12 protein-coding genes and 1 pseudogene are annotated in these 12,327 nt (G+C 71.3%); 8 read left to right on the plus strand and 5 right to left on the minus strand.

Annotated elements, in window-relative coordinates; translation table 11 throughout:
* Positions 1-121: 121 nt before the first annotated feature.
* From AB0C26_RS15115 to AB0C26_RS15135, 5 genes are all read left to right on the plus strand, one after another.
* Positions 122-1,102 (plus strand): hypothetical protein, encoded by a 981-nt coding sequence (locus AB0C26_RS15115; protein ID WP_360247042.1) that lies wholly within the window; start codon positions 122-124, stop codon positions 1,100-1,102.
* Positions 1,103-1,166: 64 nt separating this feature from the next.
* Positions 1,167-1,958: a DUF2993 domain-containing protein gene (locus AB0C26_RS15120; protein WP_360247044.1), complete on the plus strand. Its 792-nt coding sequence runs from the start codon at positions 1,167-1,169 to the stop codon at positions 1,956-1,958.
* Positions 1,959-2,028: 70 nt separating this feature from the next.
* Positions 2,029-2,106: an Ms5788A family Cys-rich leader peptide gene (locus AB0C26_RS15125; RefSeq protein ID WP_360248245.1), complete on the plus strand. Its 78-nt coding sequence runs from the start codon at positions 2,029-2,031 to the stop codon at positions 2,104-2,106.
* Positions 2,107-2,266: 160 nt separating this feature from the next.
* Positions 2,267-3,115 (plus strand): sulfurtransferase, encoded by an 849-nt coding sequence (locus AB0C26_RS15130; protein ID WP_360247046.1) that lies wholly within the window; start codon positions 2,267-2,269, stop codon positions 3,113-3,115.
* 6 nt (positions 3,116-3,121) lie between these two features.
* Positions 3,122-3,454: a DUF1416 domain-containing protein gene (locus tag AB0C26_RS15135; protein WP_360247048.1), complete on the plus strand. Its 333-nt coding sequence runs from the start codon at positions 3,122-3,124 to the stop codon at positions 3,452-3,454.
* A 43-nt stretch (positions 3,455-3,497) separates the two neighbouring features.
* Here the strand turns inward: AB0C26_RS15135 and AB0C26_RS15140 are convergent, their stop codons facing one another.
* Complete coding sequence (locus AB0C26_RS15140) at positions 3,498-3,794, minus strand: co-chaperone GroES (RefSeq protein WP_097317651.1); 297 nt, start codon at positions 3,792-3,794, stop codon at positions 3,498-3,500.
* 147 nt (positions 3,795-3,941) lie between these two features.
* Between AB0C26_RS15140 and AB0C26_RS15145 the strand changes: the two genes are divergently transcribed.
* Both AB0C26_RS15145 and AB0C26_RS15150 read left to right on the plus strand, forming a co-directional pair.
* Positions 3,942-5,195, plus strand: a complete 1,254-nt coding sequence (locus tag AB0C26_RS15145; RefSeq protein ID WP_360247050.1) for an AI-2E family transporter — start codon at positions 3,942-3,944, stop codon at positions 5,193-5,195.
* Positions 5,196-5,236: 41 nt separating this feature from the next.
* Complete coding sequence (locus AB0C26_RS15150; RefSeq protein WP_360247052.1) at positions 5,237-5,860, plus strand: hypothetical protein; 624 nt, start codon at positions 5,237-5,239, stop codon at positions 5,858-5,860.
* Positions 5,861-6,790: 930 nt separating this feature from the next.
* Here the strand turns inward: AB0C26_RS15150 and AB0C26_RS15155 are convergent.
* Positions 6,791-8,459: pseudogene (locus tag AB0C26_RS15155) on the minus strand (PrsW family glutamic-type intramembrane protease); the annotation flags it as partial.
* Positions 8,456-9,589, minus strand: a complete 1,134-nt coding sequence (locus AB0C26_RS15160; protein ID WP_360247054.1) for an FUSC family protein — start codon at positions 9,587-9,589, stop codon at positions 8,456-8,458. The gene AB0C26_RS15160 and the pseudogene AB0C26_RS15155, both read right to left, overlap by 4 nt.
* 23 nt (positions 9,590-9,612) lie before the next feature.
* On the opposite strand from AB0C26_RS15160, the gene AB0C26_RS15165 reads away from it, so the two are divergent.
* Positions 9,613-10,245, plus strand: coding sequence for a metal-dependent phosphohydrolase (locus AB0C26_RS15165; RefSeq protein WP_360247056.1), 633 nt, complete (start codon positions 9,613-9,615; stop codon positions 10,243-10,245).
* Here AB0C26_RS15165 and AB0C26_RS15170 read toward each other — a convergent pair.
* Together AB0C26_RS15170 and AB0C26_RS15175 are read right to left on the minus strand one after the other, a co-directional pair.
* A complete protein-coding gene (locus tag AB0C26_RS15170) occupies positions 10,235-10,501 on the minus strand; it encodes a DUF4031 domain-containing protein (RefSeq protein ID WP_360247058.1) in 267 nt (88 codons plus the stop codon). The two genes, AB0C26_RS15165 and AB0C26_RS15170, sit on opposite strands and share 11 nt — an antisense overlap.
* Positions 10,498-12,297: a glycerol-3-phosphate dehydrogenase/oxidase gene (locus AB0C26_RS15175; RefSeq protein ID WP_360247060.1), complete on the minus strand. Its 1,800-nt coding sequence runs from the start codon at positions 12,295-12,297 to the stop codon at positions 10,498-10,500. The genes AB0C26_RS15170 and AB0C26_RS15175 overlap by 4 nt, the downstream gene beginning before the upstream one ends.
* Positions 12,298-12,327: the final 30 nt, after the last annotated feature.

Raw genomic sequence — 12,327 nt, forward strand, 5'->3', positions numbered from 1 at the left:
CTTAACCGATCCACCGCCTGGAACACCTCGATCGTTTGCCCGAGTGACGTAGTGAACGCTCCCACCATGGCCGCGTAACCGGCCTTTTACCTTCGGGGCCCGGGTCTGGCACGATCGCTGCGTGTTCCCCTCCATGCCGCAGGACGACCCCTGGGACGCCGACGCGTCGCGCGAGATCGCGCGCTCCGGCGGCAAGCGGCCGCCCTCCGGCGTCCACCCCGACGACGACCCGGCCGACGACGACCTCGACGAGGAGTTCGAGGAGATCGAGGTCGTACCGGTCCGCCGGCAGCTCTCGCTGGCCATCGCCGGGTTCTCCGGCCTGCTCGCGATCGGGTTGATCCTGGGCGCGCAGACCTCGGCCCCGGACGCCCGCCTGCCGTACGCGATCGTCCTGTTCGGGGTGCAGGCTCTCTATCTGATCGCCTGGATCATGGCGCTGCGGCCGGCCCAGGCCACGATCACCGCCGGGGTCAGCGGGGTGGTCGCGCTGATCGCCGACTACCTGGCCGTCAACCGGGCCGAACCGGAACTGCTCCCGCTCGTGTGGGTGCTGCTCGCCGGGTTCCTGGTGGCGTTCATCGCCCAGCTGGTCCGCTCGGGTGACCGGGCCCGGGCCCGCGACTCGTGGCGGGCCACCCTGGCGATCATGGCCGGCGTGGTCGCGTACGCCGTCCCCATCCTGCTCACCCGGCAGGAGTCCGGCACCCAGACGCTGACCATGTGCGCCACCGCGGCCGGGGTGGCCCTGGTGGTCGCCCGGGCCACCGACGCCGTCCTGCCCAAGCCGCGGATCGCGGCCCAGGTGCCGCGCGGCGCGGCCGGCGTGGTGCTCGGCGCGATGCTCGGCACCCTGGCCGCCGCCTTCCTCGGCAGCGTGCTGGTGCTGCCCTTCACCCCGGCCAAGGGCGCGGTGATCGGCCTGATCGCGGTCGTCGCGGCCCACCTGGTCGACCTGGCCGTCAACTTCGGGCAGGCCGGGCGCCGTCTGGCCGGCGACGCGCCGACCTTCTGGGTGGCCCGGCACATGCAGGGGCCGCTGGGCGCCTTCGCCCTGATCGCGCCCCTCGCCTACGCCGTGACGCACTGGTACCTCAACTGACCGTTTCGCGGCGCGGTGGAACGGGGCATGTACCTTTTCGTCGTCGCTTCGATGGGGAGGTCCGGTGGGCGAGGTGTACGGGACGCAGCAGCGGCCCCGCAAACGGCGTGGGCGCCGCCTGCTCATCACCCTCATCGTGTTCCTGGTGCTGATCGGCGTGCTGCTGGTGGTCGCCGACCGGGTGGCCGCGTCGTACGCCGAACGCGAGATCAGCGACCGGGTGTCCGAGCAGGTCACCCAGCAGCAGGCGACCAGCGAGAAACCGGATGTGACGATCGAGGGCGTGCCGTTCCTGACCCAGGTCCTCGACGGCAACTACCAGGAGATCAACATCAAGTTGCCGAACTTCTCCGGTCCCGCCGGCAACGGGGGCACGATCAAGACCGACCTTCTTGATGTACGGGCCACCGACGTGAACGCCCCGCTCGACACCCTGCGCAGTGGCAACGGCGACATCGTGGCCGGCGCCGTCACGGGCACCGGCACCATCGACTACGACCAGGTCGCCCAGCTGATCAACCAGCCCGGCCTGAAACTCTCCGAGCAGAACGGCAAGCTGGTCGGCACCGCGCCGGTCCAGGCGCTCGGGCAGACCTTCAACGTCTCCGGCGCGGCCACGGTCGAGGTCAAGGGCGACGCGGTGCAGATCCGGTTCTCCGACGTGACCGCCGAGGGGCTGCCCGACGTGCCGCTGGTGAAGAACCTGATCGCCTCGTACGTCCAGAAGCTCGCGGTCGACCTGCGGGTGCCGGCGCTGCCGCTCAACCTGAAGGTGCAGAAAGTGGAGCCGCAGGCCGACGGGCTCCGCTTCACCGCCGGGGCCACCAACGTGTCACTGAACACCGGCGGTCTGTGACCCCGGCCATGTTCCCGGATGGTGGTCGAGTCTGTTACCGCCCGGTGAACCGCTGGTAGGGTCACATTTCATGAGCCCCTTGCTCACCAAGAGGCGCGCGGTCGACCTGTGCCGCGTGGCCGCCTGCCTGTGTTGCTCCGTCCTCTGACGGAGCCACTAGTGCTGAGCAACTTCTAGCTCGTTCATCGGCAGTGGCGCCGTCGCACGACAGCACGAGATCCCTTTTCACCTTTGGGTCCCGCGCGCGGTGCGACTGAACATCTCCGTGCGCTGACTCTCCCCCATCTCCACCGACAGGGAGTGAACCGATGAGTCGCGACACCGCACTCGTTTCGGCCGATTGGGCCGAGCAGAACCTCGACACCCCGGGCATCGTCTTCGTCGAGGTCGACGAGGACACCACCGCCTACGACGGCGGCCACATCCCCGGCGCCATCAAGATCGACTGGAAGAAGGACCTGCAGGACCCGGTCCGCCGCGACTTCGTCAACCAGGAGCAGTTCTCCGCGCTCCTCTCCGAGCGCGGTATCAAGAACGACGACGTCGTGGTGCTGTACGGCGGCAACAACAACTGGTTCGCGGCGTACGCGTACTGGTACTTCAAGCTCTACGGCCACGGCGACGTGAAGCTGCTCGACGGCGGCCGCAAGAAGTGGGAGCTCGACGCCCGCCCGTACACCAAGGACGTGCCGGTCCGCGAGAAGACCAGCTACACCGCGTCCGCGCCCGACCTGTCCATCCGCGCCTTCCGCGACGAGGTCGTCGAGGCCATCGGCGTGAAGAACCTGGTCGACGTGCGCAGCCCCGACGAGTTCGCCGGCCGCCTGCTCGCGCCGGCCCACCTGCCGCAGGAGCAGTCGCAGCGCGGCGGCCACATCCCGACCGCGATCAGCGTGCCGTGGAGCAAGGCGGCCAACGAGGACGGCACCTTCAAGTCCGACGAGGAACTGGCCAAGATCTACGGCGAGGCCGGCCTCGACGGCAGCAAGGACACCATCGCCTACTGCCGCATCGGCGAGCGCTCCTCGCACACGTGGTTCGTGCTCAAGGAGCTGCTCGGCCAGCAGAACGTGAAGAACTACGACGGCTCCTGGACCGAGTACGGCTCCCTCATCGGCGTGCCGATCGCCCTCGGCGACGAGCCCGGGAAGGCCTGATCAGACATGACTTCACCGTCCAACACCGCGGCCGGTTGCGCCGCCCCCGACCAGTCGGCCCCGCTGCCGGCCAGCGTCGACCTGACCCGCGAGACCGTGATCACCGGCATCGTCAGCACCGCCGCGGGTGAGGCCGTGGCCGGCGCCTACGTCCGGCTGCTCGACGGCACCGGCGAGTTCACGGCCGAGGTCGTCACCTCGCCCGAGGGCGCGTTCCGGTTCTTCGCCGCCCCCGGCTCGTGGACGCTGCGCGCCCTGTCGCGTGGCGGCAACGGCGAGGTCGTCGTCGACGCCACGGTCGGCGTCAACGAGGTCGGCCTCAGCGTTTCGCCCGCCTGACCTGCGTCACGAGAAAGGCCCCCGGATTTCCGGGGGCCTTTCGTCACAGATAGAGACCAGTCCCGTCCGACTCGACCCGGCTCGCCGCGACAGCGTGCACGTCGCGCTCCCGCAACAACACGTAGCCCTTGCCGTGCAGCTCGACCTCTGACCGGTCGTCGGGATCGAACAGCACCCGGTCACCGACGACAATCGACCGCACGTTCGGCCCCACGCCGACCGCGGTGGCCCAGGAGAGGCGGCGGCCCATCGACGCGGTCGCCGGGATCACGATGCCCGCTGTGGACCGGCGCTCCCCCTCACCCCCGTCCTGGCGGACGAGGACGCGGTCGTGCAGCATGCGGATCGGCAATCCGCTCTCGGTACGGGTGTCGGTGCTCACGAATGCAGACGGTACGCCTGGTTTTGCCGGTGCCGCCTACGGGGATCTAGCTGCGTCGGGCTACTACGGTGGTGGTTGCTCACAGCAATCCGAGGGGGTAGGCGGTTGAGCCGCTTGGAGCGAGTCCGGGAGAACCTCCGAAAGGCCTACGACTCAGGCCGCGAGTCGGTGCGCCAGGCGCGCGTCAACGACAGCGCGGCCGAGTCCGACACCGAGGTCGAGTTCGCGCCGCCGGCGCCCGAACCGGAAGACGTGCACTACTCGACGAACAGTCGCGACGACGCCGAGGTGCCGCACTCACTGCGCATCGCGGCCGCCTGGGGCTGGCGTCTCATCGTGGTCGGCCTGGTCGGCTGGGCGCTGCTGCGCTTCATCGGCGTCATCAGCGTGGTCGTCATCCCGCTGTCGATCTCGTTGCTGCTCTCGGCCCTGCTGTCACCGGCCGTGGCCCTGCTGCGCCGGTTCCTGCCCGCGTCGTTCGCGACGTTCCTGGTGCTGATCTGCGGCCTGGCCGCCGTCGCCGGCACCCTCACCCTGGTCATCAACCAGTTCGTGAACGGGCTGCCCGAGCTCACCAGGAACGCGAGTGAGGGCGTACGGCAAATTCAGGAATGGTTGAAGACGGGCCCGCTGCACCTGTCCGACGACCAGGTCAACCGGGCCATCGACAACGCGCAGACCTGGGTCAACGCGCACACGGCCCAGCTCACATCGACCGGCATCTCCACCGCGGCCACAGTCTTCGAAGTGCTGACCGGCATGCTGCTGGTCCTGTTCTCGACGTTCTTCTTCCTCCGCGACGGCCGCAAGATCTGGCGCTTCGTCGTACGCCTGTTCCCGGTGAACGCCCGCTGGTCACTGGCCGACGCCGGCGACGCGTCCTGGACGACCCTCGGCTCCTACGTGCGGGCGACGGTCCTGGTCGCCTTCATCGACGCCGTCGGTATCGGCATCGCCCTGGTCATCCTGGACATCCCGTTCCCGTTCCCGCTGGCCGCGCTGGTCTTCCTGGGCGCCTTCATCCCGATCGTCGGCGCCAGCGTCTCCGGCGCGGTAGCGGTCCTGGTCGCCCTGGTCGACCAGGGCTGGGTGGTCGCCCTGATCGTGCTGGGCGCGGTCATCCTGGTCCAGCAGGTCGAGGGCCACATCCTCCAGCCCCTGATCATGGGCCGCGCGGTGGCCATCCACCCCCTGGCCGTGATCATCGGCATCGCCTCCGGCGTCGTCCTGGCCGGCATCATCGGCGCGCTCATCGCCGTACCGCTGATCGCCGTCCTGAACACCGGCGTCCGCCGCCTGGCCCGCCGCCGCCCCGAGATCCCCCCGGACGCGGTGGTGGTCACCGGAGGCGCCGCATAATTCGCTTGGCGTACGGGTCGGCGCCCTCTACAACTCAGGCAATGAAAGCTGACGATGTAACGCGAGCCGTGTCGCTCGCGGTGAGCGCGCTGACCCCCGCCGAGAAACAAGACTGGACCCGCCCGGCCGACTCCCTCACCTGGACCTGCTGGGAGACGGCGGAGCACATGGCCGACGCCCTCTTCGGGTACGCGGGCCAGCTGACCCCGCCGAACCCCTCGACCACGACGTGGGTGCGCTTCGGCTATCAGCAGCGCCGCCCCGAGGGCCCATACCTGACCATGTACGTCGAACACGACGAGGGCGTCCCGGCCCTGCTGGAGGTGCTCGAATCCTGCGGCGGCCTGCTGGCGGCGGTGATCGCCACAGTCCCACCGGACCGCATGTCGTTCCACAGCTACAACGCCTCGGACAGCTCCGGCTTCGCCGCCATGGGCGTGGTCGAGGTACTGGTACACACCCACGACATAGCCCGCGCCTTCGACCTGCCGTGGACACCGCCGGCGGAGATGTGCGCGGCGGCCCTGACCAGGTTGTTCCCCTGGGCCCCCACGGACACCGACCCTTGGCCGACCCTGCTGTGGGCCACCGGCCGAACCGACCTACCCGGCCAAGCCCACCAGACGTCGTGGAAGTGGGACGGCTCGCCGCGCGACCTCGCCTAGCGTGGCCCCGGCCCCGCTCACACAGAGCGCATCGTCCGTTTTGTCGCCCTCGGCGGCCCAGGATGTCATAACCCGCGGCCTATCGAACCTCGAGGGATGCCGCTCGGACCACACCACGCGCGCGTGCCGTTCACCGCCCCGCTTTGTCCGCCCGGACGTCGAGGGCGATGCATAGACACACGATGTCGCTCCGACTCCGCACACGATCCCGACCTCCATCACCTGCTTGAGGCGGTCGACCGTGAAGCGCAGGGCGTCGCGCAGCTCGTCGCCGGCGACCAGCACGATCCCGCGGGCGGCTTACCGGTCCGTTTTGTCGGGCTCGGGCGTCGAGGGCGGCTCGGTGGGCGCGGGCGCGAACGGGGGCGGGCTGGGATAGCTGAAGGGCGTACTCGGCACCGACCCCGGCTGCGGGAACGCAGGCGACGCAGAGGAGGGCTGGGAAGATCCGGGCGACGCCGAAACCGGCTGCGGGGACTCCGGCGACGGCGAAGCTGGCTGCGGGAATGTCGGCGGGGCTGAGTTCGGCTGCGGAGATGCGGGCGTGCCGCTGATCGTCGGCTGACCGGGGTAGGGCTGGGCCTCGTGAGGCGGCTGAGATTCGTGGGCCGGCACGCCGGACGAGGGCGTCTGCGCATAGGAGGGCTGGCCATACGAAGGCTGCCAGTAGTTGGGCTGACCCCCGTAGCTGGCTTGGCCACCGTAGCCAGGCTGACCGCCGTAACTCGGCTGGCCACCGTGGCCAGGCTGACCGCCGTAACCCGACTGGCCACCGTGGCCAGGCTGACCGCCGTAACCCGGCTGGCCGTCGTAGCCAGGCTGACCGCTGTAACCCGGCTGGCCGTCGTAGCCAGGCTGACCGCCGTAACTGGGCTGACCGCCGTAACCGGGCTGACTGCCGTAACCGGGCTGACCGCCGTAGGTGGGCTGGGCGCCGTAACCGGGCTGAGTGCCGTGGCCGGGTGCGGCGTCACTGCCCGGGTGGGCGCTGTGAGCCGGCGGGAGGCCGTGGCCCGGCTGAGGGCTGTAGCCCGGCTGGGGGCTGTAGCCCGGCTGGGGGCTGTAGCCCGGCGGGAGGCCGTGGCCCGGCTGGGGACCGTAGCCCGGCGGAAGGCCGTAGCCCGGCGGGACGGCGTAGCCCGGGGGCGGGCCGTAAGCGGGCTGGCCGCTGTGACCCGGCTGGGCGCCGTAAGGGTGGTAGGCGGGTGTGAACACCGGCTGGGGGGCGGCGATCGGGATCGGGACGACCGGCTCCGCAGGGGGTGCGATCGTGCGGGTCACGCCGTCGGGGAAGCGGATCTGGTAGGACTGGCCGTCCCAGAACGCCTGGGGGGTGGCCGGGTCTCGGCCGGTGAAGACCGCTCGGTATTCGAGGATTTCGGTCAGCAGGCGCTGTTCCTCGGCCGCCGCCTTTTCGAGTTCGGCCGGTTTGCGGTCCAGGCCCCTCTGCATGCCGTCGCGGAGCAGGGCCAGCTGGGTGGAGGCGAACTGGAAGCCGCGCATCGCCTTCTGGCCGGTTGTGCCGGCCACCCGCTTGGCCCACTGGCGGGCCGAGTAGCGGCGGCCGAGGCTGCCCAGGGCGGCCACCTCCGGCGGGGCGAACCAGCCGGTACGGACGTAGTAGGGCAGGATCCGCTCGGTCAGGCGGCCTTCCCAGCTGCGGAGCGCGATCGCGAAACCGACCACCGCGAAGAAGAACGGCACCATGAAGCCGAGGTAGCCGTACAGCATGATCAGGGGCTGGTCGAGGCTCACCGAGAGCGTCGGCAGCAGGTTGAACGTGCCGTGCAGGATCATCGCCAGCAGCAGGCCGGCGATGGGGGCCAGCCAGCGCACCCGGCGGTCGCCGGAGCGGGCCGCCAGGCCGAGGCCGATGCCGGTCATCGAGCTGAACAGCGGGTGGGCGAAGCCGGTGAACAGGATGCGGACGATGAAGATGGCGAACAGGTTCTGCAGGCCGGTGGCCGGGCCGTACTGTTCGACGCCGGAGGCGTAGCCGTGGCCGCCCAGGTAGAGGATGTTCTCCACCATGGCGAAGCCGAGCGCGGACAGGCCGATGTAGACGATGCCGTCGGTGATGCCGGACCACTCGGAGCGGCGGCGCCAGAACAGCAGGAACGGGCCGAGGGCCTTCATCGACTCCTCGATGAAGGGGGCCACCAGCACCGCCACCAGCGCCTCGGGCAGGCCCCACTTCTCGAACAGCGACGCCGTGACCGTGTTGACGAACAGGGCCACCGAGGTGGCGATGGCCGCGCCCCAGACGAAGCAGAACGCCAGGTAGCGGATGGGTTCGGGTTCGTAGCGGTCGAGCCACAGGAACGCCGAGACCAGCAGCGGCACCGGCAGCACGGCGGCGGCCAGGCCGACCAGCAGGCTGGTGACGCCGATGTTGTAGCCCAGGTAGAGCAGCAGGCCGATGGCGGCCGCGAGCAGGAACGCGACGACGCCGGCGATGGGCAGCCACCGCCGCCAGCCCGTCCGGGGCTTGCCCGAGGTCACCACGGGCGGTTCGGACGGCACGGGGGCGCCCGGCGAAACGTCGGCCATGTCCGCCAGCGTAGTCACTCGGACAACGGGTGGCCGCCCCGAGGATCAAGGGCGAGGCGTGCGCCGCTTGCGGGAGCGCAGGTGCCAGCCCACCGCCCGGCGCACCAGGCGGGGCGCCTCGGCGTAGTCGACCCCGCTGGCCCGGAGCAGGTCGGTGGCGGCCGTGCGGATCTGGGCCACGATGACGCCGCCGGAGAAGCCGACGCCCTCCTCGTACGCCCGGCCGCACTCGGTCGCCGCCCGCAGCGCCCGCTCGCGGGCCGCCTCCGGCTCGACGCCCTTGGCCCATTCCTGTTTGAGCAGTTCGACGGCGTCGCCGAGCAGCGACACCGAGACGGGCAGGACCGCCGGGATCGGCTCGTCGTCGCCGAGGGCCGTGTCGACCCGGCGGCTGAGGACGCGGATGTTGCGGAGCATGTACGTGATCTGGTCGGCCCCGTCGACGTAGAGGGCCAGCGCTCCCCGGTTGCGCCACCGGGCCGGCGCGAACGCCACGTTCTCCCGGGCCGCGGTGACCGCCGCCGAGAACGCCGCGAAGGTGCCCTCGGCCGCCCGCAGGCCGGCGAGCGCGTCCCGTACCTCGTCCCGGTCCTTGTCGCCGAGGCCGGCGGCGACCCGGTGCAGACCGTCGGCCAGGGCCTGCAGAGCCGGGTCGGCGGCCCGGCGGACCACGCTGAGCGGGTTGAGCGGCAGCAGCAGGGTCATCACGATCAGCCCGATACCACCGCCGACCAGCGCGTCGAAGAACCTGGTCCAGGGCAGCCCGGTCGACGAGGTCAGGGTGGCCACCAGCACCGCGGAGGAGGCGGACTGCACGACCAGCGGGGTTCCGCCGCCCACGGCCGTGGCCACCAGCACGGCCAGCACCACGATCAGCCCGATCTGCCAGGGGCCGCTGCCGATCAGCAGGATCAGCGCGTCGCCGATGCCGATGCCGATGGCGACGCCGATGACCAGCTCGGTGGTGCGTTTGACGCGCTGGCCGACCGACGAGGCCAGCGTGATCACGGCGGCGATGGGCGCGAAGAACGGCGCCGGCCGGCCGATCACGTCGTGCGCCACGAACCAGGCGAGCCCGGCCGCGACTCCCGCCTGCACGGCCAGCGCGAGGCCGCCCCGTACCCGGCGCAGGCCGGTGCGGAAGCCGGTGGTCACGGTTCCCGAAATGCTCGTCGTCACCTCAGTGACCTTAAATTAGTCGGGTGGAAGATCTCGTGGAACGTTTCCGGCGGGCGGCCCGTGACGCCGGCGCGATGGCCGCCGACGGCGACCTGGACGCCGCCGCCGGATACCTGCTGACCCGCTGGTCGGAGCCGCAACGGCAATATCACACCGTTGAGCACCTGACCGCCGTACTCAATACTGTTGATCTTCATGCGGGTCTGGCGCCGCATCCGGAACGGGTGCGGCTGGCGGCCTGGATGCACGACGCCGTCTACGATCCGCGGGCCCTGGGCGATGCCAACGAGCGGGACAGCGCCGAGTTCGCCGAGGGGCTGCTGACCACGCTCGGGGTGCCGGAGGCGAACGCGGCCGAGGTGGCCCGTCTGGTGAGCCTGACCGCCGGGCACGCCACCGAGGCCGACGATCCGGACGGCGAGCTGCTCTGCGACGCCGACCTCGCGGTTCTGGCCGGCGACGAGGAGCAGTACGCGGCGTACACCGCGGCCATCCGGCGGGAGTACGCGCACGTGCCCGACGACGCTTTCCGGGACGGCCGGGCCCAGGTGCTCAAGGCCCTGCTCGAGCTGCCGTCGATCTACCGGCTGGCCCCGTTGCGCGAGCAGTGGGAGGCGCGCGCCCGGGCCAACCTCGAGAAGGAGCTCAACGGATAGACAGATGCTTGGGCCGGCGCAGGCCGGTCGCCCGGAGCCGGGCCGCCAGGTCGCGGGAGGGCAGCAGCGTCGCGCCGAGCCAGATCGCGCTGCGGAAGCGCGTCTCCGGGATGTCGTAGTGGTCCCGGTCGAAGGCCCGGCGCGGCGCGCCCAGCATCTCGGCGAAGGCGTGCAGCTCGGCGTACGAGAGGTCGCTCACCAGGTGTGACCAGAGGCGGCCCCGGGCCGGCCAGAGCGGCTCGTCGACGAGGATCAAAGGTCGATCTGGAGCAGGTCGACCCCGCGGTCGGCCGCGAAGCCGCGGACGTCAGGCGAGCCGATCCGGGCGGCGTCGGCGGTCGCGTCGTCCGGCATCGTCTGCGACTGCCGCTCGGCCGCCACCCGGGCCAGGTAGTGCTCGGCCTCGCGCTCGCGCACCGCCTTGTCCCAGCCCAGCACCTCGCCCATGATCTCGGCCGTGTGCTCGGCCGACTCGCTGCCGCGGTGCGGGGTCTCGATCGAGATGCGGGTACGGCGGGTGAGCACGTCGTCGACGTGCAGCGCGCCCTCGGCCAGGGCCGCGTACGCCACCTCGGCCGCCAGGTATTCCGGCGCGCCCCGCAGCGGGACGGCCAGCGACGGGTCGGCCTTCATCATCGCCAGCAGGTGCACCGTCAGCGACCCGTACCGCTCGAGGAGATGTTCGACGACTCCGGCCGGCACGCCGTGCCGGCGGGCGATGTCGTGCCGGTCGCGCCACGCCGCCGCGTAGCCGTCGGCCCCCAGCAGCGGCAGGTCGGCGGTGGACGACGCGCGGGCCGCCCCGCCCAGGCGGCGGACCGCCCGGTCGATGACGTCGGCCGCCATCACCCGGTACGTCGTGTACTTGCCCCCGGCCACCAGCATGAGCCCGAGCATCGGCTCGATCACCGCGTGCTCGCGGGACAGTTTCGAGGTCGACTCGGCCTCGCCGGAGAGCAGGGGGCGCAGCCCGGCGTACACGCCCTCGATGTCATCGGTGGTCAGCGGCCGGTCGAGGACCGTGTTGACCTGGTCGAGGATGTAGCGGATGTCTCGGGCCGAGGCGGCCGGGTGCGCCCGGTCGAGCTTCCAGTCGGTGTCGGTGGTGCCGATGATCCAGTGGCCGCCCCACGGGATGACGAACAGCACCGAGGTGGGCGTGCGCAGTATCAGGCCGACCTCGCCGGTGATGGCCGAGCGGGGCACCACCAGATGAACGCCCTTGGAGGCGCGGACCCGCATTCCGGGACGGACGCCGACGTCGCTGAGCATCTGCGACATGTCGTCGCTCCAGACGCCGGTGGCGGCGACCACCGTACGGGCCCGGACCTCGAACTCCGGCTCGTCGGGCGCCTCGAGGTCGCGGACGCGGACGCCGACCACCTCGCGGGCCTCGCGCAGGAAGCCGGTCACCCGGGCGCTGGTCACGACGGCCGCGCCCATGCTGGCCGCGGTGCGGGCCAGGGTGACCACCAGGCGGGCGTCGTCGACCTGGCCGTCGTAGTAGCGGATGGCGCCGCTGATCTGGTCGGCCCGCAGGCTCGGGAACAGGTGACGGGCGCCGTCGCGGGTCAGATGGCGGTGCAGCGGCATGCCGCGGCCGGTGCCGAAGAGCCCGGCGAAGACGTCGTACGCGGCCACGCCGAGCCCGTAGTAGGCCCGGCGGCCGACCCGCGCGGCCGGGTTGCCGGGCGGCAGCGGCACCATGATCGGCACCGGGCGGACCAGGTGGGGCGCCAGCCGGGTCGAGAGCAGCCCGCGCTCGGTCAGCGCCTCGTGCACCAGGTGGAGCTCAAGCTGTTCGAGGTAGCGCAGGCCGCCGTGGATCAGCTTGCTGGAACGGCTGGACGTGCCGGCCGCGAGGTCACGGGCCTCGACCAGGGCGACCTTGAGCCCCCGGGAGGCGGCGTCGAGGGCCGCGCCGGCGCCGGTGACCCCGCCGCCGACGACCAGGACGTCGAACTGCTCGTCGCGCAGGCGCCGGAGATCAGCGACGCGACGGATCGGGGAGAGCCGGCCGGCCGTGTAGCGGGAGACGGAGGGATCGCGCACGAGTCCCACGGTAGCGCTCGCTACCGAACC

Source organism: Actinoplanes sp. NPDC048796 (assembly GCF_040650035.1).
Taxonomy (GTDB): domain Bacteria; phylum Actinomycetota; class Actinomycetes; order Mycobacteriales; family Micromonosporaceae; genus Actinoplanes.

Coding starts and splice junctions, on each gene's coding strand:
- AB0C26_RS15135 (WP_360247048.1), top strand. CDS start 3,122: ATGACTTCACCGTCCAACACCGCGGCCGGTTGCGCCGCCCCCGACCAG.
- AB0C26_RS15150 (WP_360247052.1), top strand. CDS start 5,237: ATGAAAGCTGACGATGTAACGCGAGCCGTGTCGCTCGCGGTGAGCGCG.
- AB0C26_RS15125 (WP_360248245.1), top strand. CDS start 2,029: ATGAGCCCCTTGCTCACCAAGAGGCGCGCGGTCGACCTGTGCCGCGTG.
- AB0C26_RS15130 (WP_360247046.1), top strand. CDS start 2,267: ATGAGTCGCGACACCGCACTCGTTTCGGCCGATTGGGCCGAGCAGAAC.
- AB0C26_RS15140 (WP_097317651.1), bottom strand. CDS start 3,794: ATGCTGCACGACCGCGTCCTCGTCCGCCAGGACGGGGGTGAGGGGGAG.